At 72.2% G+C, this 25,172-nt stretch carries 15 protein-coding genes; 8 read left to right on the forward strand and 7 right to left on the reverse strand.

Annotated features, from left to right (window positions below; all coding sequences use genetic code 11):
- Nucleotides 1-257: 257 nt before the first annotated feature.
- Nucleotides 258-683: an NPCBM/NEW2 domain-containing protein gene (locus ACGFX4_RS11280; protein ID WP_393071990.1), complete on the forward strand. Its 426-nt coding sequence runs from the start codon at nucleotides 258-260 to the stop codon at nucleotides 681-683.
- Nucleotides 684-750: 67 nt separating this feature from the next.
- Nucleotides 751-1,713 (forward strand): formylglycine-generating enzyme family protein, encoded by a 963-nt coding sequence (locus ACGFX4_RS11285; RefSeq protein WP_393071992.1) that lies wholly within the window; start codon nucleotides 751-753, stop codon nucleotides 1,711-1,713.
- Nucleotides 1,714-1,724: 11 nt separating this feature from the next.
- On the opposite strand, the gene ACGFX4_RS11290 is transcribed toward ACGFX4_RS11285, so the two are convergent.
- Both ACGFX4_RS11290 and ACGFX4_RS11295 read right to left on the reverse strand, forming a co-directional pair.
- The gene (locus tag ACGFX4_RS11290) at nucleotides 1,725-4,553 is read right to left on the reverse strand and encodes an ATP-binding protein (protein WP_393071993.1); all 2,829 of its coding nucleotides are present in this window, start codon (nucleotides 4,551-4,553) and stop codon (nucleotides 1,725-1,727) included.
- A gap of 197 nt (nucleotides 4,554-4,750) precedes the next feature.
- Nucleotides 4,751-6,496, reverse strand: coding sequence for an alpha-galactosidase (locus ACGFX4_RS11295; protein WP_393071995.1), 1,746 nt, complete (start codon nucleotides 6,494-6,496; stop codon nucleotides 4,751-4,753).
- Between the two features lie 513 nt (nucleotides 6,497-7,009).
- On the opposite strand from ACGFX4_RS11295, the gene ACGFX4_RS11300 reads away from it, so the two are divergent.
- From ACGFX4_RS11300 to ACGFX4_RS11320, 5 genes are all read left to right on the forward strand, one after another.
- Nucleotides 7,010-11,119 carry a beta-galactosidase gene (locus tag ACGFX4_RS11300; protein WP_393071997.1) on the forward strand — a complete coding sequence of 1,370 codons (4,110 nt, stop codon included), beginning with the start codon at nucleotides 7,010-7,012 and terminating at the stop codon, nucleotides 11,117-11,119.
- Nucleotides 11,120-11,539: 420 nt separating this feature from the next.
- A complete protein-coding gene (locus ACGFX4_RS11305) occupies nucleotides 11,540-12,022 on the forward strand; it encodes an ATP-binding protein (RefSeq protein WP_393071999.1) in 483 nt (160 codons plus the stop codon).
- Nucleotides 12,019-13,212, forward strand: coding sequence for an ROK family transcriptional regulator (locus ACGFX4_RS11310; RefSeq protein ID WP_393072001.1), 1,194 nt, complete (start codon nucleotides 12,019-12,021; stop codon nucleotides 13,210-13,212). Before ACGFX4_RS11305 ends, ACGFX4_RS11310 begins: the two co-directional genes overlap by 4 nt.
- 303 nt (nucleotides 13,213-13,515) lie before the next feature.
- Nucleotides 13,516-15,648 (forward strand): NPCBM/NEW2 domain-containing protein, encoded by a 2,133-nt coding sequence (locus tag ACGFX4_RS11315; RefSeq protein ID WP_393072003.1) that lies wholly within the window; start codon nucleotides 13,516-13,518, stop codon nucleotides 15,646-15,648.
- A 413-nt stretch (nucleotides 15,649-16,061) separates the two neighbouring features.
- Nucleotides 16,062-16,886 carry a DeoR/GlpR family DNA-binding transcription regulator gene (locus ACGFX4_RS11320; RefSeq protein ID WP_393072369.1) on the forward strand — a complete coding sequence of 275 codons (825 nt, stop codon included), beginning with the start codon at nucleotides 16,062-16,064 and terminating at the stop codon, nucleotides 16,884-16,886.
- A 37-nt stretch (nucleotides 16,887-16,923) separates the two neighbouring features.
- Here the strand turns inward: ACGFX4_RS11320 and ACGFX4_RS11325 are convergent, their stop codons facing one another.
- Nucleotides 16,924-20,007, reverse strand: a complete 3,084-nt coding sequence (locus ACGFX4_RS11325) for an ATP-binding protein (RefSeq protein WP_393072005.1) — start codon at nucleotides 20,005-20,007, stop codon at nucleotides 16,924-16,926.
- On the opposite strand from ACGFX4_RS11325, the gene ACGFX4_RS11330 reads away from it, so the two are divergent.
- Complete coding sequence (locus tag ACGFX4_RS11330; protein WP_393072007.1) at nucleotides 19,996-20,190, forward strand: hypothetical protein; 195 nt, start codon at nucleotides 19,996-19,998, stop codon at nucleotides 20,188-20,190. The genes ACGFX4_RS11325 and ACGFX4_RS11330 overlap by 12 nt on opposite strands.
- Before the next feature lie 41 nt (nucleotides 20,191-20,231).
- Here the strand turns inward: ACGFX4_RS11330 and ACGFX4_RS11335 are convergent, their stop codons facing one another.
- From ACGFX4_RS11335 to ACGFX4_RS11350, 4 genes are all read right to left on the reverse strand, one after another.
- Nucleotides 20,232-20,546, reverse strand: a complete 315-nt coding sequence (locus ACGFX4_RS11335) for a hypothetical protein (RefSeq protein ID WP_393072009.1) — start codon at nucleotides 20,544-20,546, stop codon at nucleotides 20,232-20,234.
- Between the two features lie 222 nt (nucleotides 20,547-20,768).
- Nucleotides 20,769-21,803 carry an ABC transporter permease gene (locus tag ACGFX4_RS11340; RefSeq protein WP_393072011.1) on the reverse strand — a complete coding sequence of 345 codons (1,035 nt, stop codon included), beginning with the start codon at nucleotides 21,801-21,803 and terminating at the stop codon, nucleotides 20,769-20,771.
- The gene (locus tag ACGFX4_RS11345; RefSeq protein ID WP_393072013.1) at nucleotides 21,800-23,374 is read right to left on the reverse strand and encodes a sugar ABC transporter ATP-binding protein; all 1,575 of its coding nucleotides are present in this window, start codon (nucleotides 23,372-23,374) and stop codon (nucleotides 21,800-21,802) included. Before ACGFX4_RS11345 ends, ACGFX4_RS11340 begins: the two co-directional genes overlap by 4 nt.
- A 164-nt stretch (nucleotides 23,375-23,538) precedes the next feature.
- Entirely contained in the window at nucleotides 23,539-24,585 is a 1,047-nt protein-coding gene (locus ACGFX4_RS11350) for a substrate-binding domain-containing protein (protein ID WP_393072015.1), read from the reverse strand.
- Between the last annotated feature and the right edge of the window lie 587 nt (nucleotides 24,586-25,172).

Raw genomic sequence — 25,172 nt, forward strand, 5'->3', positions numbered from 1 at the left:
GCCAGGCTCCCGTGCGCGGGGGCGCCACCGTCGTCCCGAGCGCCCCGAGATCCCGGCCGGCTCGCCGGCCCTGATCCTGGCCGTCCCGGCCGCGGGGGGGGGGGGGGGGGGGGGGGGGGGGGGGGGGGGGGGGGGGGGCGGGGGGGCCGCCCCGCCCCCCGCCCGCGCCCGGCTTCGCCGGCCGCGCGCTGAGTTTCGTCAAGGCTTGCTCCTTCGCACCGCCGGAGCCGCCGACCATCGACGGCTGGCTCGGCGACATGGCGTGGATCAGCGACACCAACGGCTGGGGACCGGTCGAGCGCAACACCAGCAACGGGCGCAAGGCCTCCGGAGACGGCACCCCCATCTCCCTCGACAAGACGGTCTACTCCAAGGGCCTCGGCGTGCACGCCGACTCCGAGATCGTCTACTGGCTCGCCCGCCGGTTCACCCGGTTCACCGCGGTGGTCGGCATCGACGACTTCTCCGCCAATCAGAGCAACCAGGGCAGCGTCGTCGCCGAGGTCTGGGTCGACGGCCGCAAGGCCTTCGACAGCGGAGTCCTCACGGCCGCCACCAAGTCGCGGAAGGTCGACGTCGACCTGACCGGCGTCTCCGTGCTGCGCCTGGTGGTCCGGGACTCGGGCAACGGCTACAGCTACGACCACACGTCCTGGGCCAACGCCTTCGTCCGGCACATCTGACCCGGGAGCCCCGGCGGCGCCCCTGTCGGGGCCGCCGCCGGACCCTCGGCCTTCCCAAGGAGCCACCATGGAATGCCACTGCACGCCGCGAGCCGTCCCCCCCGAGGGGGCGGCGGCAGCCCCCGTCCTCGCGGTGTCCGCCGCTCCGTCGGCGCCGGCCGAGGAACTCGTGGACCTGCCCGGCGGACGGTTCCTGATGGGCACCGACGACGACCAGGGCTACCCGGCGGACGGCGAGGGGCCGGTCCGCCCGGTCGTGCTCGGTGCGTTCCGGATCGCGCCGGTCACGGTGACCAATGCCCGGTTCGGCGCCTTCGTGGCGTCGACCGGGTACCGCACCGAGGCCGAGCGGTACGGCTTCAGTTACGTCTTCGAGGGCTTCCTCGACGATCGCCTCGCCGCCGGCTCGCCGGCGGTGCCGGCGGTGCCGTGGTGGCGGGAGGTCGCCGGGGCGCATTGGCAGGCGCCGGAGGGGCCGGGGTCCTCCGTCGGGGCACGGCAGGACCACCCGGTCGTCCACGTGTCGTGGCACGACGCGCAGGCGTACTGCGCGTGGTCCGGCACCCGGCTGCCCACCGAGGCCGAGTGGGAGTACGCGGCCCGGGGCGGCCTGGAGCAGCAGCGTTACCCGTGGGGAGACGAGCTCGCCCCGGACGGGCAGCACCGGTGCAACATCTGGCGGGGCGTCTTCCCCACCCTGAACACCGCCGCGGACGGCCACCGGGGCACGGCGCCGGTCAGGGCCTTCCGACCCAACGGCTACGGGCTGTACAACACCGTGGGCAACGTCTGGGAGTGGTGCGCCGACTGGTTCAGCCCCGACTTCCACCTCGCCGGGCCCCGGTGGGACCCGGCCGGGCCGCCGGCCGGGACCGCGCGGGTGATGCGGGGCGGGTCCCACCTGTGCCACGCCTCGTACTGCAACCGCTACCGGGTGGCCGCCCGCAGCTCCAACACCCCCGCCAGCTCGACCGGCAACATCGGCTTCCGCGTGGCGGCCGGCCCCGGCTCCCCGGAGTCCGGTCCGTAGCCGCGGAGGCCTCACCCCGTCGTGTCGAGGGTGTCGCGGACGTGGTCGCGGGTGGTGCCGAGCTTCCGCAGGACCCCGGCCACGTGGTGTTCGACGGTACGGGGGGAGAGGGCCAGGGTTCGGGCGATGTCCTTGTTGGTGGCGCCGGTGGCCAGGAATTCGGCGACCTGCTGTTCGCGGGGGGAGAGGCTGCCGGCGGGGACGCGGTGGCCGCGCGGCCCGGTGCGTTGATGCCCGCTGACCCGGAGGGCCTGTTCGCAGCGGGCGGCGTCGGCGGTGGCGCCGAGGCGGTCGAAGATGTCGAGGGCGTCCTGGAGGGCGCTCACTGCGGCTTCCGGCCAGTCGGGGCGGTGGGCGAGGTCGAGCCGACCGATCCGCTCGGTGACCCGGGCGGTGGTGTGGACGCGGCCGATGGCACGGTACCGGGCGCGGGCGCGTTCCAGGTGGACGACGGCCTCGTCGGGGTCGGCGTCGGCGGCGAGCATCCCGCGGCACCAGGAGACGCCCGCGGTGGCGGCGGGCGCGTCGAGGCCCGCGATGCCGCGCTCGGCCTCGTCGGTCAGCCGGCGCGCGTCGTCGTGGAGGCCGCACGCGAGGGCGGCCTCGACGGCGGTCGGGACCAGGTCGACGGGCCGGGCCCACAGTCCCTTGCGGCGCCGGGACGCCAGGGCCTGTTCCGTCCGTCGCCAGGCTGCCGGGGCGTCGCCCTCCAGCAGGTCCAGTCGGGCGAGCACGGCGACCGCCGGAGGGCCGATGTCCTCGTCGAGACCGTCGACGAGCGGAAGCAGGTCCTCGCGAGCGGCGTTCCACTGACCCCGCGCGGTGTCCAGGGTGCCCCTCGCCAGGAGGAGTTCGAGCCGGTGCGGGCTGTCCTCGGCGCTCTCCAGCAGCATGGCCTCGATCGTCCGGTCGAGGCCGTTCCAGCGTCCGGCCGCGAGGTCGAGGTGCAGCCGGATCAGCCGGCAGCCCAGCCGCATGAACTGGGACCCGACGCGGTCGCAGAGGTCCTCCGCCTCGCCCAGCAGGCCGCGCACCGCGTCGTCGCAGCCGCGGGCGAGGCCGCTGTACGCCGCGTTGTGCACGGCGCGGGCGCAGTGGCGGAGGACCCGGCGGTCGGTGCTCTCCCGGGGCAACTGCTCCAGGAGCTCCCGGCCCTGCGGGTGCCCGAGGAGTTCGAGCAGGCTGATGCGGTTGGCGAGGACGTCCGCCCGGGCGACCGGGTCGCCGCTCGTCTCGGCCAGCCGGGTGGCCCGCTCCATCAGTGCCAGGTTCTCGGCGGCGGGGCCGCCGCGGGGGCTCATCGCCGAGTAGAAGCCGAGGCACGCCGTCACGGCGGCGGCCGACCCCGGCCTGCTCTCCAGCTCCGCGATCGCCTGTTCCAGCTCCGCCCGGCTGTCCCGGTAGGCGTCCGTGTTCGCCAGCGCCCGGCCGAGGTTGAAGCGGATCTCGCCGCGGGTCTCGGTGGCGAGGGCCGGGTCGGCAACGATGCCGCGCAGGATCGCGATGCTCGCCGCGGGGTCGGTCCGGTCCACCGCGATGGTGCTGAGGGCGAGCGCGGCGCGGGTGCGGTCGCCGGGCGGGAGGGCGGGTTCGGCGAGGAGCTGCCCCAGGAGGTCGGAGGCGATGCCGTCGTCGCCGACGGCGGCGGCGTGGTCGGCGGCGGCCTGCGCGCGGGGCAGCCAGGCGGCGGTGTCGCCGAGGCGGCGGGTGTGGTGGGCGATCTGGACGAGTGCGGGCATCCCCTGGGCGGAGAGGGCGTCGACGGCGCGGCCGTGCAGGCGGCGCCGGCGCGGTCCCGGGACGGTGTCGTAGACGGCGCGCAAGGCCAGGACGTGGCGGAATCCGTACCGGCCGGGGCCCCGCTCGGTGAGCACGTCGGCCCGGATCGCGGCGATCACGGCGTCCTCGGCCTGATCGTCACTCAGCGCGGCGACCGCGGCGAGGAGTTCCTCGCCGACCGGGACGGCCAGAACGGCGGCCGCCTGAACGATCGCCGTGGCATCCGGGTCGAGCCCCGCCAGTCGGTTGTCCACGGCTTCCTGAACAGCACGCGGAACCCTCACCTCGTCGAGTACGGGCGCCGCGTCGGTGCCGTGCGTCCGGGCGACGCGGTCGGCCACGACGAGGAGGTCCTCCTCGGCGGCGAGCGGGAGGCCGCCGCTGCGTTCGAACAACTCCCGGCACAGGTGCCCGGTGGCGGCCGGACCGACGACGGAGACGGCCAGTTCCCGCACCTGGGCCTCGGTGAGCAGGTCCAGCGCGATGTCGGTGCCGCCGACGCCTACGGGGCGGCGGTAGGGCGGCCCGAGGACGTTGCCGGGGCCGGGCAGGTCGTGCTCCCGGTAGGTGAGGACGAGCCGCAGGTGCGGTGGTGGGTTGCGGGCGAGCAGGAGCAGCAGGTCGCGGGTGGCGTCGTCGGCCCAGTGCACGTCCTCGACCATCAGGACGGCCGGCCCGAGCGCGGCGAGCATCTCGTGCACCGCACGCATCAGCCCCTGGTTGGCGTTGCCTTCGACGGCTTCGGGGCCGGGTTCGGGGAGCCGGTCGGCGAGCTCGGGAAGGTGGGCGGCGAGGGCGGCGGTCGCGGGCCCGAAGCTCACGCCGGGCCGGAAGTGTGACCGTCCTGCCCGCAGGGCCTCGATCGCCGGGCCGAACGGCAGCGGTTCGCGCAGCGGATGGCACCAGCCGCGCAGGACCGGAACGGCCTCGTCGGCCAGTCGATCGGTGGCCTCCTGGAGCAGCCGGGACTTGCCGATGCCGGCCTCTCCGGACACGAAGATCACCGCCGGGCCGTCACCGAGCGCCGCCAGCAGCCTGCGCAGCTCGTCCTTGCGCCCCACGAACGCGAATCCCGACCGGCGGTCGGAACCGGGCCGATCGGATCGCACAGCCGGCATGGAGCATCTCCGAACGGGTCGAGCGAGCTGTCCTGTCACAGATTGTTCCACTCGGCCTGCTGACCGGCCAGGTCCCGGGAACGCGTGCGTTCTCCGCCGGGCGCCCGTTCTCGGGGCGCCCGGCGGGTTCGGCCTGCGGGTCAGCCGGTCCGGACGACGGTCCAGGTCTGGTTGGGCGCGGCCGCCTGCTGGGTGAGCAAGGAGCCCTTGGCCGTGCCGGAGGTGGTGACGGCGAGGCCGCTGTGCTTGGCGACGAGCTTGTACACGTTGGCGGTGGTGGGGACGAGGTCGAACTTCTGGTTGGTGGAGCCGGCGTTGCAGTACCACTGGATGGCGGCGGCGCCGGCGGAGGTGGACGCGCCGCTGATGTCGAGGCAGAGGTTGGAGTACAGGTTCTTCAGGCTGTAGGTGCCGTCGGTGTTGCGGGTGAGGATCCAGCGCTGGTTGGTGCCCTGGTTCCGGTCCCAGGTGATCATCTGGGTGTTGGCTGCCTTGGTGGGGCCGGGGTCGTCGATCACCTGGCCGGGGGTGGTCGCGTTGGCGATCTCGTAGGTACCGTCGGCCGGCAGGGCCTGGGTGGCACTGATCTGGCCGCCGGGGGTGAGGCGGTACATGGCGGTGGCGTGCGGGGCGAGGGTCGCGGAGAGGGCGCCGGTGGTGGTGGTCGTGGCACCGGACCACAGGTCCTTGACGGTGTAGGACGGCGCGCCGGCGATGCCGAGTTCGGCGACGGAGGTGGTCACCGTGGCGGTGGTGCTGCCGGTGTTGGTGAGGGTGACCGAGCGGTCCCCGTTGGCGAGTTCACGGACGGTCAGCAGCTGGGTGGGGGTGTTGGCGACGATCCGGGCGGCCTTGCCGAGGCTGTCCTGGTCGACGGCGATCACGTCGGCGTCGGTGAGGATGTCCCTGACCTCCGGCGTCATGTCGGGGAGCGTGTTGCCCGCGACGAGGGGGGAGGCCATCTGGGCCCAGAGGCTGAAGTGGGACCGGTACTCGTCCGGGGTCATGCTTTCCAGGCCCGTGTTCTTGTTCTTCACGCCGACTTCCATCATGTCGGGGTCGTTCCAGTGGCCGGGGCCGGCCTGGCTCCCGAGGGGGCCGTTGTAGCGGACGATGTTCATGACGCCCATGGAGTACGCGTTCGTCGTCTTGGGCTTGTCCCAGTCGGCCGAGATGTCCTCGGTGGTCCGCCACATGTTTGCGATGGACGACCAGTCGTAGGTGGCGCCGGTCTTGTCCTGGTGGAAGCTGTTGGGGTTGATGCTGTAGACGATCGGGCGGCCGGTGTTGCGCAGCGCGTCGCGCATCGTGGTGAAGCCGGCGATCTGCTCCGCGAGGGTGCCCTCATCGGAGCACCAGTCGTACTTGAGGAAGTCGACGCCCCAGGAGGCGAAGGTGTTCGCGTCCTGCTGCTCGTGCCCTCGGCTGCCGGTGGCCCCGCTGTACTGGTGGTTGCGCTGAGCGCACGTCAGGTCGGTGGGAACCTCGTAGATACCGAACTTCAGTCCCTTGGCGTGCAGGTAGTCGCCGAGGTCCTTCATGCCTCTGGGAAAGCGGGCGGCGTTCCCGCGGAGGTTGCCCTGGGCGTCGCGCTGCGGGTCGAACCAGCAGTCGTCGACGACGACGGTGTCGTAGCCGGCGGCCGCCATCCCGGACGAGACCAGGTTGTCCGCAGCCGAGCGGATGAGCTGCTCGCTGATGTTGCACTCGAACGAGTTCCAGGTGTTCCAGCCCATGGGCGGCTTGAGGGCCACGCCGTTGTCGTGGGCGGAGGCCGAGGGCGCGCCGACCGTGGCGAGCGGGCCGACGGCCGCGACGAGCGCGGCGGCCAGGACGGCGGCGGTTCTGCGGCGGGAGGCAGGGCGGGAGTGACCGAGAGGGGACATGGGCGTCTCCTGGAGCAGTGGGGGGTGGGAGTGCGAGCGATCACCCGACCGGGGCGGCCCTGGGGGAGGGCTCCCGCGTGATCTGCGGGAATCCGTCGGATTCCTTCGGAGGACGGCGGCGGGTTCCGTCGTTGGCGATGCACGCCGGCTCGTTTCCAGCATGTTTCGACTGGATGGGGCATATGGAAGCGCCAAATGGAACAGAAGTCAACATCGGGGCGCGTGGCGACTCAAGCGATGCAAGACCCCCTTCAATGGCGACATTTTCACAGGTAGTTGGCCAAATGCTGGGCCGGTAACGGCGAGGTATCGAAGCCGGTCGGCGCTGTCGGCCCCCTTGACGGGTGGATGAACGGCGCGTTTCCTGGTGTCGCCACGTTGGATACCGTTGATATCTGAGTGTTTTTATTGGGCTAATTTGTTGACTTGTCGGGTCGGGCGCCGACCCGCCCATGAGCCCCGAGCACTCCGGTCGAGGTACCGGCGAAACCCCTCCCTCAGACAGGAGACACAATGCGCAGGAGCGGTCACCGGGCGATTCCCGCTCTGCTGGTCAGCGCGGCCATGGCTCTCGGCGGGCCCGCCGGCCTCGTGCCCGCCCAGGCCGCGCCGGTCGCGGCCCCCGCGGTGGCAACCACCTCCCACACCGTCACCTGGGACGACTACTCCCTCAGGATCGACGACAGGCCCACCTACATCTGGGGCGGCGAGTTCCACTACTTCCGCCTGCCCAGCCCCGACCTGTGGCGCGACGTCCTGCAGAAGATGAAGTCCGGCGGCTTCAACGCGGTCTCCCTCTACTTCGACTGGGCGTACCACTCGCCGAAGAAGGGCGTCTACGACTTCACCGGGGTGCGCGACGTCGACAAGCTCCTCGACATCGCCAACGAGGTCGGCATCTACGTCATCGCCCGGCCCGGCCCCTACATCCAGGCCGAGGTCGACGGCGGCGGCTACCCGGCCTGGCTGAACGTCACGCCAGGACACGAGAAGAGCACCGACCCGGACCACCTCGCGAACGTCGACGAGTGGCTGGAGCGGATCGACGCCATCATCGCGCGCCACCAGCTCACCACCGGCCGGGGCACGGTCATCGCCTATCAGCTGGAGAACGAGTTCACCCACACCGCTCCCGCCGACATCGCGTACGTGACCCACCTCAGGCAGAAGGCCGTCGACGCGGGCATCACCGTCCCCTTCACCGGAAACCACTGGAACCACTGGAACTTCCCCGGCAGCCCCGTCGACATCGACGGCACCGACGACTACCCGCTGCTGTTCAACTGCGCCGACCCGACCTGGAAGCAGGTGACGGACTACTCCGGCAAGAAGCCCGCGGGCAAGCCGCTGTACCTCCCCGAGTTCCAGGGCGGTGCCATCAACAGCTGGGGCGGGTCCGACGGCGACAAGTGCCGAGAGAAGATGGGCGCCGACTTCGCCTCGGTGTTCTACAAGAACAACATCGCCTCCGGCGCGACCATGCAGAGCTTCTACATGACGTACGGCGGTACCAACTGGGGCCGCCAGGCCGTCTCCGGTACCTACACCTCGTACGACTACGGGGCGGCCATCACCGAGCCGCGGCAGCTCTCCGACAAGTACCAGCAGGACAAGCTGATCGGCTACTTCCTGCAGAGCGTCACCCCGATCACCAGGACCGACAAGGCGCCGTCCGCCGCGCTCACCAACCCGGCCGCGATCACCGACACCGCCCGCCGCAGCCCGGACACCGGCACCCAGTTCCACATCCTGCGGCACAAGGACTCCACGTCCACGTCCACCGACTCCACCGGGCTCGCGCTGACCGTCGGCGGCGGCCACTCCGGCTACACGCACGACGACACCTCCGCCGGGCTCCAGTACGCCGGCACCTGGACGCACGCCGACCGGACCGCCAGCTACACCGTCGGCGAGTACCAGCGGACCGAGTCGTTCTCCCGCACGGCCGGAGACAGTGTCACCATCCCCTTCACCGGCACCTCCGTGCGCTGGATCGGCTCCAGGGCCGCCAACCACGGACTCGCCGACGTGTATCTCGACGGCACCAAGGTCGCCACCGTCGACAGCTACGGCGCCGGCCCCGAGGCCAAGGACCAGGTCCTCTTCGGCAAGGACGGCCTGACCGCCGGCCCCCACACGCTCAAGCTCGCCGTCACCGGTCAGAAGAACCCCTCCGCCATCGGCACCTTCGTCGCAGTCGACGCGATCGACGTCCTCGACACCACCAGGACGCGCACCTACCCGACTGTCCCGCAGCAGGCCGGCACCGCCGTCACCTTCGCCGGCCGCGACTCCAAGATCCTGGTCGCCGACTACCGGCTCGGCGCCACCCAACTGCAGTACTCCACCTCGGAGATCCTCACCCATGCCCAGATCGGCGACCGGGACGTCGCCGTCCTCTACGGCCGAGGCGGCCAGGCCGGCGAGACCGTCCTCAACTACGCAGAGCAGCCGACCGTCCAGGTGCTGTCCGGAACCGTCGACCAGAGCTGGGACCCCGCCACCGGCGACCTACGACTCGACTACACCCACAGCGGCCTCGCCCGCGTCCTGATCAGCGGCCCCGGCAGCCTCAGGCCGCTGCTGCTCCTGCTGGGCGACGACCGGAACGCCAAGAAGTTCTGGCGTGCCGACACCGCGAACGGTCCGGTCCTCGTCCACGGCAGCGACCTGCTGCGCACGGCCACCGCGTCCTCGGGCCGCCTCGACCTGACCGGCGACAGCTCCTCGCAGCAGGGCATCGAGGTGTTCGCGAACGGCAGCGACCCGATCACCTGGAACGGAGCGCCGCTGGCCACCCAGGCCGGCGCCGGCGGGTCCGCCGCCGGCAGCCTCGCCGGTCCCGCCCCGGTGGTCCTGCCCGCCCTGACCGACTGGAAGCACGCCGCGGAGTCCTTCGAGGCGCAGCCCGGGTTCGACGACTCCTCCTGGACGGTCGCCGACAGGACCGGCTCCAACAGCATCACCAAGCCGGTCACGCTGCCGGTGCTGTTCGCCGACGACTACGGCTACCACTACGGCGATGTCTGGTACCGCGGCCGCTTCGCGGCAGGCGCCGAGGCGACCGGCATCAACCTGTCCGCGCTGACCGGCGGCTCGGGGATCTACTCGGTCTGGGTGAACGGCACGTTCCTCGGCACCACCGGCGACGGCAACGGCCACAGCTTTCCCTTCCCGGCCGGGGTGTTCAAGCCGGGCGCCGACAACGAGGTGTCGGTCCTGGTCCAGAACCTGGGCCACAACCAGAACCCCGGCACCGACGACTCCAACAAGCAGGCCCGCGGTCTGACCGGTGCGTTCGTCACCGGCGCACCCCTCTCCACCATCACCTGGCGGATCCAGGGCGCCCGGGGCGGCGAGGTCCCGGTCGACACCGCCCGCGGTCCGATGAACACCGGCGGCCTTTACGGTGAGCGGGCCGGCTGGACCCTGCCGGGCTTCCCGGACAGCTCCTGGGCCGGCACCACCCTCGCCACCCGTGACAACACCCCCGGCGTGTCCTGGTACCGGACCAAGGCCACGCTCAGCCTTCCCCCCGGCCAGGACACCTCCGTCGGCCTGAAGATCGCCGACGACCCGAGCCGCAAGTACCGGGCGCTGATCTACGTCAACGGCTGGCTGCTGGGCACCTACATCAACAACGTCGGCCCGCAGCACGTCTTCCCGATCCCCAACGGCATCCTCGACCCCCGCGGCGACAACACCGTCGCGATCGCCCTGTGGAACGAGGGCGGCACCAACGGAGGCCTGGGCACCGTGACCCTGGAGAACCTCGGCACCACCGCCTCCCCGCTGAACCCCGCCCCGGTCACGGGACCCGGCTACGACGCCGCCACCTACGCCGTGCCGGCTGCCCACAACGCCGCGCTCACCCTGAGCGCGCCCGACAACGCCACCCCGGCCGGCAGCTACCCCGTCTCCGCCGCCTTCACCGTTCCCGGCGGACAGCCCGGCGCCACGAACGTCGGCCTCGCCCTCGGCCTGCCCACCGGCTGGACCGCGCAGCCCACCGGCCCCACCGCCACGGCCACCGTCGCGCCTGGCTCGACCTTCACCGCCACCTGGAACGTCACCGCCCCGGGCGGGACGCTCCCCGCCGTCTCCTCCCTCACCGCCACCGCCGGCTATACCCAGCAGAACGGCGACCAGCAGCTCACCGACACCCATACCGTCCGCCACCTGACCGCCCCCACGGCGACCACGGACGTCAGCAGGCTGCCGTTCCTGGGCTCCACGAACGGCTGGGGCGGAGGCGTCAAGCTCGACAGGAGCAACGACAACAAGACCCTCACGATCGGCGGCACCACCTATTCCCGGGGCGTCGGCACCAACGCGAAGAGCACCGTCAGCCTCTACGTCGGCGGCCACTGCACCCGCTTCACCGCCACGGTCGGCGTCGACGACGAGGTCGGTGGGAGCGGCTCGGTGACCTACACCGTCCGCGCCGACGGAGCCGACCTGACGACCACCCCGGTCCTGCGGGGCAGCGACAGTACCGCCACCACCATCGACATCCCCGTCCCGGCCGGTACCACCGTCCTCGAGCTCGTCGCCGGCGACGGCGGCGACGGCAACACCAGCGACCACGCCGACTGGGCCGACCCCAAGGTGTACTGCGCCTGACACCTGAACCGCATGCCAGCCGGCCGGGAGGCGAAGTCCTCCCGGCCGACTCGGTGCCGCTCCCCGCCCCGGTACCCGGGCCACCGGGAGCACTACCTACCGCGGCGCCCACCCACCCGCTGCCACTACCTAGTGCCACCGGGAGCGGCCCCGTCCTCCACCCCCAGCGGAGACAGGAATGTCACCGGAATCGGCCGTCCAAACCGTGGAAGCCGCTCCCGCCCGGCGATTTCATGGAAGTGCGCCGGACGGGAGTTCCCACAGCCCCCGGCTGGCGCCCTCGGCGGAATCACCGCGGAATCCCGCCACCGAGCCGATCCGGTCCGCCACCGATTCACCCTCGCGCAGCCGGCACCCGGGCCTCCCCGGGGCCTCGGCACGCCGTGCCCCGCAGCCGCGCGAACCACGCCAGGAGACACCATGAGCACCACCAGCGCCCCCGGGCCGGCCGAGACCCGCACGGCACGTACGGCGGCAGCCGCGGGCTCGCACGCGGCGGCCTGCACCACCGCGTCGGGCGACGCCTGCGTCCCGCAGTTCCGGCACTTCGTTCGCGGCTGCGTCCGTCACCACTCGCTGCCCGACAGCACCTGTGACATCGCCTGCCTCGTGGTCAGCGAGCTCGTGACCAACGCGGTCCTGCACAGCGGCAGCCGTTCGGTCAGCGTTCTGGTGAGGATCGACCCCGTCGACCTCCTCATCGCCGTCCGGGACTGCGGATGCTGGCGAGAACGCACCGGATCCCGGCGCAGCGAGGCCGACGCCGGCATCGCCTGCGGGCGCGGTCTGGCCCTGGTCCGCGCCCTCACCGACTTCTGCACCATCGAGTCCGGCCCCGACGGCACCCTGGTCACGGCGCGCCTGCGCCTCGACGGCCGGGCCCGGACGGGGGCCGCCCGATGACCGTCGGCAGCGGCGACGGCGGCTCCGTCGTCGCGTCGGCCAACGGCTCGGCGAGGCGGCGCGCGGCCAACCGGACCGCCCTGCTGCGCGCACTGCGGAGCCACGGGCCGACGACCCGTCAGGACCTCGCCCGGCACGCCGGGCTGTCCCTGACCACCGTGGCGAGCCTGCTGGCCGAGCTGGAGCCGACCGGCCTGGTCGTCCAGCGGCCGATGGCCCAGGGGCGGGCCGGCCGGCGGCCGTTCCTGGTGGCGTTCGACCACGCCGCGGGGACGGCACTCGCGGTCGACGTCGCGGAGCGGTACGTCGCGGTCGCCGTCGGCAGCCGGTCGCAGCAGGTGCTCGCGGAGCGGCGGATCGAGATCCCGGCCCGGCCCGGCCCGGCAGCCGTCGCCCACCTGGTGTGCGGCCTGTCCGAGCAGGTGCTGGCCGAGGCCGGATGCGGCGCCGAGACGCTGCTGGGCGCGGCCGTGTCCGTCGGCGGGGCTGTCGAGGAGCCGGAGGAGGGGGGCCGTGGTCCCGGGCGGCGGGGCGGACCGACCGCGGACGCCGTGGCCAGGGCGGTCCGCCAGCGCTGGCAGATCCCGATCGCGCTGGAGAGCCCGGCCCGCCTGGGCGCGCTCGCCGAGTACGCGGAAGGTCCGGCCCGGGGCGCCCGCACGCTGCTCAACCTCACCTGGGACCGGCGTATCGACCTCGGCATCGCCATCGGCGGCGCCCTCCACCGCGGCAGCTCGGGCAGCGCCGGACGGCTCGGCCACCTCATGGTGCGCCCCGGTGGCCGCCCGTGCCGGTGCGGGCTCCGCGGCTGCCTCGACGCGTACCTGCAGGAGGTGCCGCTTCTGCACGACCTCGACCGCGGCCCGACCGGACCCCGGGAGACCTCCGTGGACGCCGTGGTCCTGCTCGCGCAGGCCTTGGCCACTGCCACGCTGCTCCTCGACCCGTCGGCGGTCGTCCTGGGCGGGTCCCTGGCCGGCCGCGGGGAGCCGTTGGCGGACCGGCTGACGTCAGAGCTGGGTGCGATGCTGCCGTCCGATCGGACGCCGCTGGTGGTTCCGTCGGTGCTGGAGAGGCGGGCACCCCTGCTCGGCGGGCTGGTCCTGGTGCTGTCGAAGGTTCGGGGAGTGGAGCGGGTGGCCGCCGGTCGGGCGAACCAACAGATGTCAACACCAGCCCCGGAGCAATGAGAGCGCGCTGTTTGATTCTGCGTCAACCCTTCGGGCCTGCCGAGCGTCGACCGCAGAGTTTCGCGCCGACTGCCGACGCGGCGGACGGCAGTCGGTCCAAGGCCGAGGCTGATGCTCTGATCTGGGGCTAAACGTCAACTCCTGCTTTCTCGGCGGTCGATGGTCGGCCTTCTGCGCCCCGACCGCGGGTGCTGACGGCTCGTCGGATCTCTTGACATCGGCGCCGGGTGGCCCGACGCTCTCAAACGCTTGGTTTCGTTGGATTCGGTTCCTTTGTGTTCCGATTGAGCCTGGAGGCCCTCCTTGGCGTCCGTTCCCCGCAAGAACCGGCACAGAGTCACCGGCTTCGCGACCGCCCTCGCCCTCCTGGGCGGCACCACCGCCCTGAGCGCCGTGGCGGTCGTCGGCCTGCAGACCGCGGCGGCCGCCCCGGCTGCCGCACTCCAGAACTCCCTCGCCCAGACCCCGCAGATGGGCTTCAACAACTGGAACTCCACCGGCTGCCGGGCGGAGTTCAACGAGGCGATGGTGAAGGGCATCGCGGACCTCTTCGTCACGCAGGGGCTGAAGGACGCCGGCTACACCTACGTCAACCTCGACGACTGCTGGGCGCTCCCCGCGCGCGACGCCGCCGGGAACCTCGTGCCCGACCCGGTCCGCTTCCCGCACGGCATCAAGTCCGTCGCCGACTACGTCCACGACAAGGGCCTGAAGTTCGGCATCTACTCCAGCGCCGGTACCAAGACCTGCGCGAGCAACGGCTTCCCCGGCGGCCTCGGCCACGAGCAGCAGGACGCGAACCTGTGGGCCTCGTGGGGCGTCGACTACCTCAAGTACGACTCCTGCTACGGCAGTGGCGTCGAGCGGTACCAGGTGATGGGCGACGCCCTCAAGGCCACCGGACGCCCGATCCTCTACGGCATCTGCGAGTGGGGCACCACCCGGCCGTGGACCTGGGCCCGCGACGTCGGCAGCTCCTGGCGCACCACCGGCGACATCGGCGACAGCTGGGGTTCCATGATCGGAATCGCCCACGTCAACCAGGCCCTCGCGCCCTTCGCCGGCCCCGGCGAATGGAACGACCCCGACATGCTCGAAGTCGGCAACGGCCACATGACCGACACCGAGTACCGCACCCACTTCAGCCTCTGGGCCGAGATGGCCGCCCCGCTGCTCATCGGCACCGACCTGCGCAAGGTGACCCCCGCCACCTACGAGATCCTCAAGAACACCGACGTCATCGCCGTCGACCAGGATCCCCTCGGCCGCCAGGGCACCGTCATCGCCAACAACGGCGGCCTCGTCGTGATGAGCAAGCCCCTCGCCGACGGCTCCCGCGCCATCACCCTCACCAACGAGACCGCCACCACCCAGACCGTCTCCACCACCGCGGCCGCCGCCGGCATCGGCGGCGCGTCCTCGTACACCCTCAAGGACCTGTGGTCGAAGGCCACCAGCCAGAGCGACGGCACGATCACCGCCACGCTCCCCTCGCACGGCACCGCGATGTACCGGCTCACCCCGGCGCTGCGCACCGACATGCCGGGCGGCACCTTCCAGCTCGGTGACCTCGCCCCGACCGCGACCTACGCCGCAGCCCCCGTCGAGCGTGACCACAGCGCCGGCGGTCCGGGCACGGGCGACGGCCGACCGCTCACGATCAACAGCGTCCAGTACCGCAAGGGCCTGGGGACGCGCGCCGAGACCGATGTCCACTACTACCTCGGCGGCACCTGCCGGAACCTGGTCGTCGACGTCGGCGTCGACGACGAGACGCCGGAGGGCTCGGTCATCTTCCGCGTCTACCGCGACAGCACCGTCGTCGCCGACAGCGGCCCGCGCACCGCCGGACAGGGAGCCCTGCGCCTGACCGCCGACCTGACCGGCGGCGAGGAACTGCGCCTCATCACCACCGCTCCCGGCAGTGACGGCAGCGGCCACGGCGACTGGGCCGAACCCCGCCTCACCTGCGGACCCACCCCCGGCTCCGACGCCACCACCGCCTCGCTCACCGCCCGGTCCTGGACCACCGCCACCAACGGCTGGGGGCCCGTCGAAACCGACCGGAGCAACGGCGAATCGGGCGCCGGGGACGGCCGCAACCCGCTGCGGATCGGCACCAGCACGTACGACCAGGGCATCGGCACCAACGCGCCGTCGCTCATCACGTACAACCTCGGGGGCAGCTGCACGGCCCTCACCACCGACGTCGGCATCGACGAGGAGGTCGGCAGCAAGGGCTCCGCCACCTTCCAGATCTACGCCGACGGGCAGAAGGTCGCCGACAGCGGCCTGCTCACCGGCCAGGACGGCCCCGTCCGTCTCACGGCCCGGCTCGACGGCGCCCAGGAGCTCCTGCTCCAGGTCTCCGACGGCGGCGACGGCAAGGCGTACGACCACGCCGACTGGGCCGGCATCCAGCTGACCTGCGCCTGAGTCCCGTCCCCGGCCGGTCCCGCCACGACTGCGGGATCGGCCGCACCCGCACCTCCGAAAGCAAGGCGATGACGACTTCGAAGTGGACAGCTGTCCTGGGAGGCCCCGCATGACCGACGCGGATTTTCACGTCGGTGCGCGGGTGGTGCACTACCGGCAGGTGACCCGGGCCGGCACGCTCGTGGAGGCCCGGCGCCGGTGGTTCCTCCCCGGGGTCCTGCTCTGGTACGTCCGGTGGGACGGCACCGACGAACCGGTCCGGGTCCGGCCGGGGACCTGGGTGATCGACGGTGCCACCGCGCCCGGCGCCGTCACGCCCCGTCGGACTCCCGGCCGTGTCCGGCCCGGTGGCACCGAAGATCGGCTGCGCTATATTCGGAGCCGGATCGCAGGTGGACGAGTCTGGGGTGGCAGTGGCGGCGGATCAAGGACTGCTCGCGGGACAGCGGCGTGCTCTGATCCTGGAGGCGGTGCGCCGTGACGGCGCGGTCCGCGTCTCCGATCTGGTGGCCGCCCTGGGCGTCTCCGACATGACCGTCCGGCGCGACCTCGACGCCCTGGAACGCCGGGGGATGGTCGAGAAGGTCCACGGCGGCGCGGTCGCGACGACCGGGAGCGGGGAGGAGCCGGGATTCGCCGTCAAGTCCGGGCTGGAGTCGGCCGCGAAAGCCGCCATCGCCGACGCGGCGGCCGCCCTGGTGAAGCCCGGTAGCGTCGTCGCCCTGAGCGCGGGTACGACGACGTTCGCCGTGGCCAAGCGCCTGCTGCACGTGGAAGACCTGACGATCCTCACCAATTCGCTGCCGATCGATCAGTTCGTGCGGAATGCCAGGACGGTGAACCCGAAGCCGCCCACGGTGCTCCTGACCGGGGGGACGGCGACGCGGTCGGAGGCCCTGGTCGGCCCGATCGCGGACCGCACCATCGAGTCCCTCCACGTGGACGTGCTGATCCTCGGAACCCACGGCGTGACCGAGAAGGAGGGGCTGTCCAGCCCCAACCTGGCCGAGGCCCAGACGAACCGGGCGTTCATCTCCCGGGCCCGCCAGGTCGTGGTCGCGGCCGACCACACCAAGTGGGGCACCGTCGGCCTGAGCACCTTCGCGGACCTCTCGCAGGTCGGGTTCTTCGTCACGGACGCCGGCCTGCCCACCGAGGCCCAGCGCGTCCTGCGCGACCGGGTCGGACAGCTCCTCGTGGTCGGCATCGAGGACGAGGAGTCCGGCCCCACCCCGTGACCACCCGACCGGCGAGCCCGCTGGCGGCCGCCGAGGGTCAGAACAGCGGCGGCTGAGCGCCGCGCAGCTGGTGGCGGGTGGTCTGCAGCTTGCGCAGGACACTGGCGACGTGGTGCTCGGCGGTGCGGGTGGAGATGCCGAGCGCGCGGGCGATGTCGAGGTTCGTGGCGCCGTCGACGAGGAGCCGGACGACCTGCTGCTCACGAGGAGACAGGTCCGTGCCGTACGTGCGCCGGTCGCGGGGCTGGGCCCGGTGCCGGCCGATGGTGCGCAGGAGCTGCTCGCAGCGTCCGCTGTCCGCGAGCGCGCCGAGGTGGGTGAAGGCCCGGAACGCCTCCTCCAGCCGGGCAGCGGCCTGCTGGGGGTGGTGGGGGACGAGGATCCGGCCGACGGCGGCGCAGACGAGCGCGGCATGGTAGGGGCGACCGATTCCGCTGTACCGCAGGCGGGCGTCGTCCAGGTGACGGACCGCCACAGCGAGGCCGTCACCGTCGTCCACCGCGGTCTTTGCCGCCAGCAGCCCACGGCTCCAGGCGATCTCGGCCTCCGCGCCAGGGGTGTCGCAGCCCGCGGTTCCGGCTGCCGCGTCGGCGACCAGGCGCTCGGCCTCCGCCACCAGGTCGCACGCGAGGGCCGCCTCGACCGCGGTCGGCACGAGGTCGGTCGCCCAGACCCAGCCGCCCCGTTCCCGCAGTTCGCGGACGCCGAGCCGGCCGACCTCCCAGGCGTCCTCCGGCTTCTCCTCCAGGAGGCCGGTCCGCGCGAGCGAGGCCGCCCCGAGGAGGAAGATCTCGCCGTGCTCCTCGGTCATCAGGAAGGTGAACACCTCGCGTGCGCGGGCCCACCGACCGTGCGCGAGGTCGAGCCGACCACGCACGAGCCGGGCCTCGACGTGCGCCCAGTGGCCCTCGACGGCCTGACTCATGAGCGTCTCGATCCGGTCCTCCAGACCGGTCCAGCGCCCGCCTGCGAGATCCAGCTTCAGCGCGATCGCCCCGCAGCCGGCCTCCACGCTCGGGTTCCCGATCCGGCGGGCGACGCCCTCGGCCTCCGCGAGCAGGACACGGCTCCGCTCGTCGTTGCCGCTCAGGTACATCGCGTCCGCCGCGTTGTGCAGCGCCCGGGCGCACTGCCGCTGGACGTCGCGATCGGGGTCGTCCCGCGGCAGTTGCCGGAGCATCACATCGGCTTCGCGGTCGCCCAGGCTGGCGAGCAGGCTGATCCGGCTGGCCAGGACGGTCGCCCGGGCAACCGCGTTGTCGCTGTGGGCGATGCTGGCGGTCGCCCGCTCCATCCAGCCCAGCCGCTCGGCGATCGTCATTCCGGTGGAGGTCCGCAGGCCCAGCGAGGCCATGGCGACCGCGGCCAGGTCGGGCCGGTCCCGGAGCTCACCGATCGCCCGTTCCAGCTCGGCGGTGGCGGCGGCCCGGACGTCCGCGCCGAAGAACAGCAGGAGTCCGAGGTGGAGGCGGATCTCGCCGCGGGTGACCACGTCCAGCGCCGGGTCGGCGAGGATCCGACGGAGCAGGGCGATGCCGGCGCGGGGGTCGGCCATGTAGTCCACGATGCGGCTGAGGTCGAGAGCGCTGCGTGTACGCGCCTCGGCCGGCAGCTCCGGCTCGGCGAGGAGCTGCTGCAGCAGGTTCGCCGCGATGCCGTTGTCGCCGACCGCGACCGCGTGTTCCGCGGCCGCCCGAGCCCGGGGAAGCCAGGCGGCGATGTCACCCAGCCGGCGGGTGTGGTGGGCGACCTGGACGAGTGCGGGTGTTGCCTCCCGGGACAGGACGTCGGCGGCCCGACCGTGCAGGCGGCGCAGCCGCGGACCCGGAATGGTGTCGTACACGGCGCGACGTGCCAGCACGTGCCGGAAGCCGTACCTGCCGGGCGCTCTCTCGACCAGGACGTCGGCCCCGAGCGCGTCGGTCAGGGCCTGTTCGGTCTGCTCGTCGGTCAGCGACGTCATGGCGGACAGCACCTCCTCGCGGGCCGGTACCGCCAGGACGGCCGCGGCCTGCACCACGGCCCGCGCGTCGTGACCGAGCGGGTCGACGCGGCTGTTCACCGCCTCCTGGAGCGCGCGGGGGACCTGCGCGTCCTCGAGCGAGAGCGGCACACCGCCCCCACCGGCCCGGGCCAGACGGTCGGCGAGGACGAGAAGGTCCTCCTCGGCGGCCAGCGGCAGGCCGCCGCTGCGCTCGAAGAGCTCCCGGCACAGGGATCCGGCCGCGGCCGGCCCGATCACCGAGACGGCGAGCCTGCGGACCTCCTCCTCCGGCAGGGGCCGCAGAGCGATCTCGGTACCACCCACGCCGAGCGGCCGACGGTAGGGCGAGCCGAGCACGCTCCGGCCGCCGCGCAGGTCGTGCGCGCGGTAGGTGAGCACCAGCCGCAGCTGCTCGGGAGGGTTGCGGGCCAGGAGGGACAGCAGGTCGCGGGTGCCGTCGTCGGCCCAGTGCAGGTCCTCCACCATCAGGACGACCGGGCCCAGGTCACGCAGGGCGTCGTGCACCGCGCGCATCAGCTGCTGCCCGGGCGTGCCGAACCCGCCTCCCGCGGGCATGGCCGGCAGCCGGTCGGCGAGCTCGGGCAGGTACGGGGCGAGGACGGCCGTCGCGGGGCTGAACCGCTGCACCGGTCCGAACCACGAAGACCCGTCACGCAGCGCGTCGACGAGCGGACCGAACGGCAGCGGCTCGCGCAGCGGATGGCAGCCACCCTGGAGAACCGGCACACCGGCGGCGGTCAGGCGATCTGCGGCCTCCCGCAGCAGACGCGACTTCCCGATGCCCGCCTCACCTTCGACGAGCACCACCGTCGCACCTTCGCCCACGGCGGCCAGCAGTTGTCGCAGCTCCACCTCGCGCCCCACGAAGGCGAAACCCGTACGGTGGGAAGCGGGACTCCCGGCTCCTGAGCCTGACATGCAGCATCTCCGCACTACTCCGAACGCGCCGCCACGCAGAGTATTGTCCCACGCCGCCCCGGCCGGGCAGTAGGCGGACGGGGCGGCGACCGGGCGAAACGCTGCACAAACGCTACGGGCTGCTGGTTCGTCCGCCGCGGCGGACGGTGATGTCGGCGGGGGATGTCGAGGGCAGGAGGCGCCCTGATGTCGGATCATGGCCTGACAGACGACGAGGTCGACCTCGTCCGCGCGTTCGTGGACGTGCCGCCCGGCCTGGCGGTCGATCGTACGGATGTTCAGCGTGCCAGGCTCGCGCAGCAGGCCGGCGGCCGATTCAGGAAGGTCGCGCCCGGGCTCTACGAGATCGTCGCGCACACAGCGGGCCCCGCCGAGCTGTGAGGCATCGAGAGCCCGGCGGTGACGGCCCGGGGCCGCGGAGACTACTGCGGAATCTCGACGACCCGGCCACCCGCGGCCCGCAAGCGGCGCACGACGGCACCCGCACCGCCGTGGTCGGTGCCCGTGACCGGCATGGCCGGGACGATCACCGTGTCGTAGAGGCCCTGCTCGACCGCACCGACCAGGCTGCCCAGCGCGGACCGACCGGCGGCGGCCCCGCACCCGCTGTCCACGTAGACGGCGGGGACGGAGAAGCCGTTGTCGAGGGCGTACTCCGTGAGGGCGGAACGGAGGTCCAGCAGGTCCCGGCACAGATAGACGGCCGCGGAATGCGTGCCCGCTGCGTATGACGCCATTTCCTCATCTCCACTCACCGAAGTGCGGATCCCGGTGGGAACGGGGTTGCCGGTGGCGTCCGATCGGTTGGACGCCACCGGCAGGGTGGCGAGTCGGCCGACCCTCAGCGGCCTTCGCCGGTCCGTCGGGAGACGGGCTGTCAGCCGCCGCTCCATTGCTGCGGCCTTCGTACGACAGCTCCCCGACGGGGTTCGGTGGGTACTGCTGCGGCTGCCGTGCGGTCAGGCGGGGAGGCCGACGGCGCGTTCGCCGGTGCGGCGTTGCTGGACGACGACGGCGACGACGAGGAGGGTTCCTTGGGCGACGTTCTGCCAGAAGGAGTTGATGCCCTGGACGGTGAGGCCGTTCTCGAGGGCGCCGAGGAGGGCGACGGCGAGGAGGGTGCCGCCGATGCCGCCCTTGCCGCCCTTGAGGGCGCAGCCGCCGAGGGCGGCGGCGGTGATGGCCTTGAGTTCGAGGCCTTCGCTGCCGGAGGTGGGTTGGCCGGAGCCGGTGCGGGCGGTGAGCAGGATGCCGGCGACGGCGGAGACGATGCCGATGAGGCCGTAGACGGCGACGAGGTATTTGTTGATGTTGATGCCGGCGAGGCGGGCGGCGGTGTCGTTGCCGCCGATGGCGTAGAGGTTGCGGCCGAGGTCGGTGTACTTGAGGAGGACGTGGACGGCGAGGGCGACGACGATGAGGATCCAGACCATGACGGGGAGTCCGGCGATGGCGCCGCGGCCGAGGAAGACGAAGACGGGGTCGTTGAGGACGTAGCCCTGGGCGCGGCCGTCGGAGAGGAGTTGGGCGAGGCCCTTGTAGGCGGCGAGGCCGGCGAGGGTGGCGATGGTGGGGTTGACGCGGCCGTAGACGATGACGGCGCCGTTGAGGAGGCCGATCAGCAGTCCGACGGCGACGGCGGCGGCCATGCCGGCGTAGGCGTTGGAGCCGGTGGTGGTGAAGGCCATGGCGGAGACGACGGAGGCGACGCCGGCCTGGGAGCCGACGGAGATGTCGAGGCCGCCGCAGATGATGACGACGGTCTGGACGACGGCGAGCAGTCCGGTGATGGTGGCGGCCTCGGCGATGACCTGGATGTTGTTCAGGCTGAGGTAGTTGTCGTTCAAAGCGCCGAAGAGGGCGAGGACGACGACGAGGGCGCCGATCAGGCTGATGTTCTGCCCGTTGAGGGCGGCCCGGTTGGCGAGCCGGCCCCGGTTCTTGTGCTGCGGCTCGGTCGCCGTGCGGCCGGTGCTCGGGGTGGTGGTGGTCATGCGGTGGCTCCAGGGGTACGGGCGGGGGCGAGGTCGTCGGCCATGGCGAGGTTGAGGATGGCTTCTTCGGTGGCTTCGGCGCGGTCGAGTTCGCCGGTGATGCGGCCGTTCTGCATGACGGCGATCCGGTCGGCGAGGCCGAGGACCTCGGGGAGTTCGGAGGAGATGACCAGGACGGCGACGCCGTCGGCGGCGAGGTCGGCGATGATCTGGTAGATCTCGGCCTTGGCGCCGATGTCGATGCCGCGGGTCGGCTCGTCGAGGATCAGCACCTTGGGCTTGCGGGCCAGCCAGCGGGCGAGGACCACCTTCTGCTGGTTGCCGCCGGAGAGCTTGCGTACCTCGTGCTCGATCGAGGGGGTGCGCACCCGCAGCCGATCGGTGAACTCCTGGGCCAACTGCCGTTCCGCCGACCGGCGGACGAAGCGGAACCGGCTGAGCCGGTCGAGGACCACGGTGGAGGTGTTGTCACGGATCGACCGCTGCAGGAACAGCGCCTGGGCCTTGCGCTCCTCGGGGGCGAGCCCGAGACCGGCCCGGATCACCTCGCCGGGCCTGCCGGACGGCAGGACCTGTCCGTCGAGGGTGACGGTGCCCGACCGGATCGGCCGGTCGCCGGCGAGGGCGAGGGCGAGTTCGGAACGTCCGGCACCGATGAGCCCGGCGAGGCCGACCACCTCGCCGGCGTGGACCTGCAGGTCGACGTCGCGGACGTCGTCGGTGGTGAGACCGCGGACGTCGAGGACGAGCCGGTCGGTGGCGACGCGCGGGCGCGAGAACATCGCGCTGAGATTCCGGCCGACCATCAGGCGCACCAGCTCGCCCTCGTCGGTGGTCCGGGCGTCCTGGACGCCGACCAGGGCGCCGTCGCGCAGGACGGCGATCCGGTCGGCGAGCTGGAAGATCTCCTGCATGCGGTGGGAGACGTAGACGACGGCCACGCCCTCGTCGCGCAGACGCCGGATGAGGGCGAAGAGCGCGTCGACCTCGTGCTCGGAGAGCGAGGAGGTGGGTTCGTCGAAGGCGATCACCTTGGCCTCGCCGGTCAACGCCCGCATAATCTCGACCAGTTGACGCTGGGCCGGGGTGAGCTGGGATCCGATCAGGTCGGGGTCGAGGACCTTGTCGAAACCGAGGCGGGTCAGGTCGGCGGTGATCCGGCGGCGCAGCTCCGCCCGGTCCAGGCGCCGGCCCGCTGCACGCGGCAGCGCGCCGGCGTACACGTTCTCGGCGACGGAGACGTGCGGGATGATCTCGGGTTCCTGCGGGATGATCCGGATCCCGGCCCGCCGGGCGTCGGTCGGCGAGGCGAGCTGGACTGGCCTGCCGTCGAGGACGACGTGGCCCTGGGTGGGCTGGTGGTCGCCGGTGAGGATCTTCAGCAGGGTGGACTTGCCGGCGCCGTTCTCGCCCATCAGCGCGGTCACCTGGCCGGGTGGGAAGTCGAGCGTGACGCCGTCCAGGGCCTGCACGGCTCCGAACCGCTTGGTGACGTGTCGCACCCCGGTGGCACCGGTGGTGGCTGCGGTGGGTGGGCGGGGGTTCGGGTTGCTGCCGTGGGCTTCGCTCATGAGGGTCGCCTTCGAGTGGTCCGGAGAGGTGGGTGGGCACAGGCGTCGCGGGGAGACGGGCGACGTGGCCTCTCGTGGTCGGGGCCGCTCCGGCCCCGGCGGGGGCAGGAAGCCGGGGCCGGAGCGGCAGCCGGTCCGCGGGGGCACGGTCCGGCCGTTCTTGGTCAGCTGCAGCTGACGCCGGCGGACTTCCAGGTGGTGGCGTCGACCATGGTGGTCTTGGCGAAGGCTTCCTTGGGGAAGTCCTTGCCGTTCTTGAGCTTGTCGTACATGGTCTGGACGGCGAGGGCCCCGACGTCCTTGCCGTTGATGAACAGGGCGGCCTTCATGCCGGAGGGCTTGGTGCCGCTCCAGTCCTTGCAGGCGAGGTAGGCGCCGAGGCCGACGCCGATGACGTTGTCGGCGCCGATGCCGGCGTTCTCGAGGGCGGTGACGCCGCCCTGGACGTTCTCGTCGTTGCAACCCCAGACGATCCAGTGCTTGACGCCTGCGTTGGCGGTGACGGTGGCGGCGATCTTGTCCTGGGCGCCGGTGGGGGTGTTGTCGGTGGCGACGTCGATGTTCTTCACCTCGGCGCCCGCGCCCGCGGTGAACGCGGCCTTCGCGGCCTTCACGCGGTCGCCGCAGACGGTGACGTCCTGCTTCCACGCGGAGACGATCCGGGTGTCGGCCGGGCTCCAGCCGGCCTTCTTGAACTCCTCGGCGGCGCGCTTGCCGACCTCGCCGCCCATCTGCTCGCCGGAGAAGCCGATCCGGGCGACCAGGTCGTCCTTGCCGCAGGAGGCGGGGGCGGGGCCGGTGGCGCAGATCTGGTCGTCGGAGGTGAGCAGCGCGACCTTGGCGTCCTTGGCGGTCTGGACGACCTGCGGGCCGACGGCCGGGTCCGGAACGACGATGATCAGGCCGTTGGTCTTCTGGGCGATCGCGGACTGCACCTCGCTGACCGTCTTGTTGGCGTCGTTGCCGAGGTTCACCACCTTCAGGTCGATGCCCAGCTCGGCCGCTCTGGCCTTGGCGCCGGCGGCCTCGCCGACGAAGTACTCCTGGTCGCCCTGCTTCTGCAGGTAGGTGATCGAGATCTTGCCGCTGACCGGCGCCGCGGGGGCGGCGTCCGACGTCGCCGACTCCTGACCGGTGGAACAGGCGGTGGTCAGACCGAGCGTGAGCAGCAGGCCTGCGGCGGCGACGGCACGGCTGGTGGTGCGGAACATGGGGAGCTCCTTCGAGCGGGGGTAGGTGATGCGGGGGGAAGCGGCCGGTGGATGCCGCTGCTGAGCGGCGCGGAGTCAAACCCCCAGAAACCAACAGGTTCAAACTGTATGGCACATATGACAGCGCCGTTACGTGCGCCGTCAAGGGTGGCGGGGGGTTGAGATCACCTTGTGACCATCTACTCCCGGGATCGGCCCGTGGGGTGCGACGGGCCGGTCAACCTTGGTGTAATGCAGCCAATTTGACGGGTTGTCGCCAGTCGCAGGGGGAGCGGTGGTGTCGCAGCCGCACAGGCGAGGGGTGGGTGCGGCATGGTGGATCCGCCGCCGGGTGTTCCACCAATTACCAACATCTGGAAGGGTATATGTCATGCAACTGTCAAGAGGGTGCGGGTGGGAACGGGCTCTGCCCCGGCCGAGGGGTGGGAGGCCGCGGGAAGCCCGACCGGTCGCCGGGTGATCGGTCCGCGACCGGATTCCCCATCCGACACAATCTCCGCGCGGGCCGTCAAGAATTCGTGGCCCGGACCGTTTTATCGCCGGGGTTCTGTCCGGCCGGGTGCGCGGTCCTCGCCCCCGTCGCGCCG

The organism is Kitasatospora sp. NPDC048365 (assembly GCF_043200835.1).
Taxonomy (GTDB): Bacteria; Actinomycetota; Actinomycetes; order Streptomycetales; family Streptomycetaceae; genus Kitasatospora; species Kitasatospora terrestris.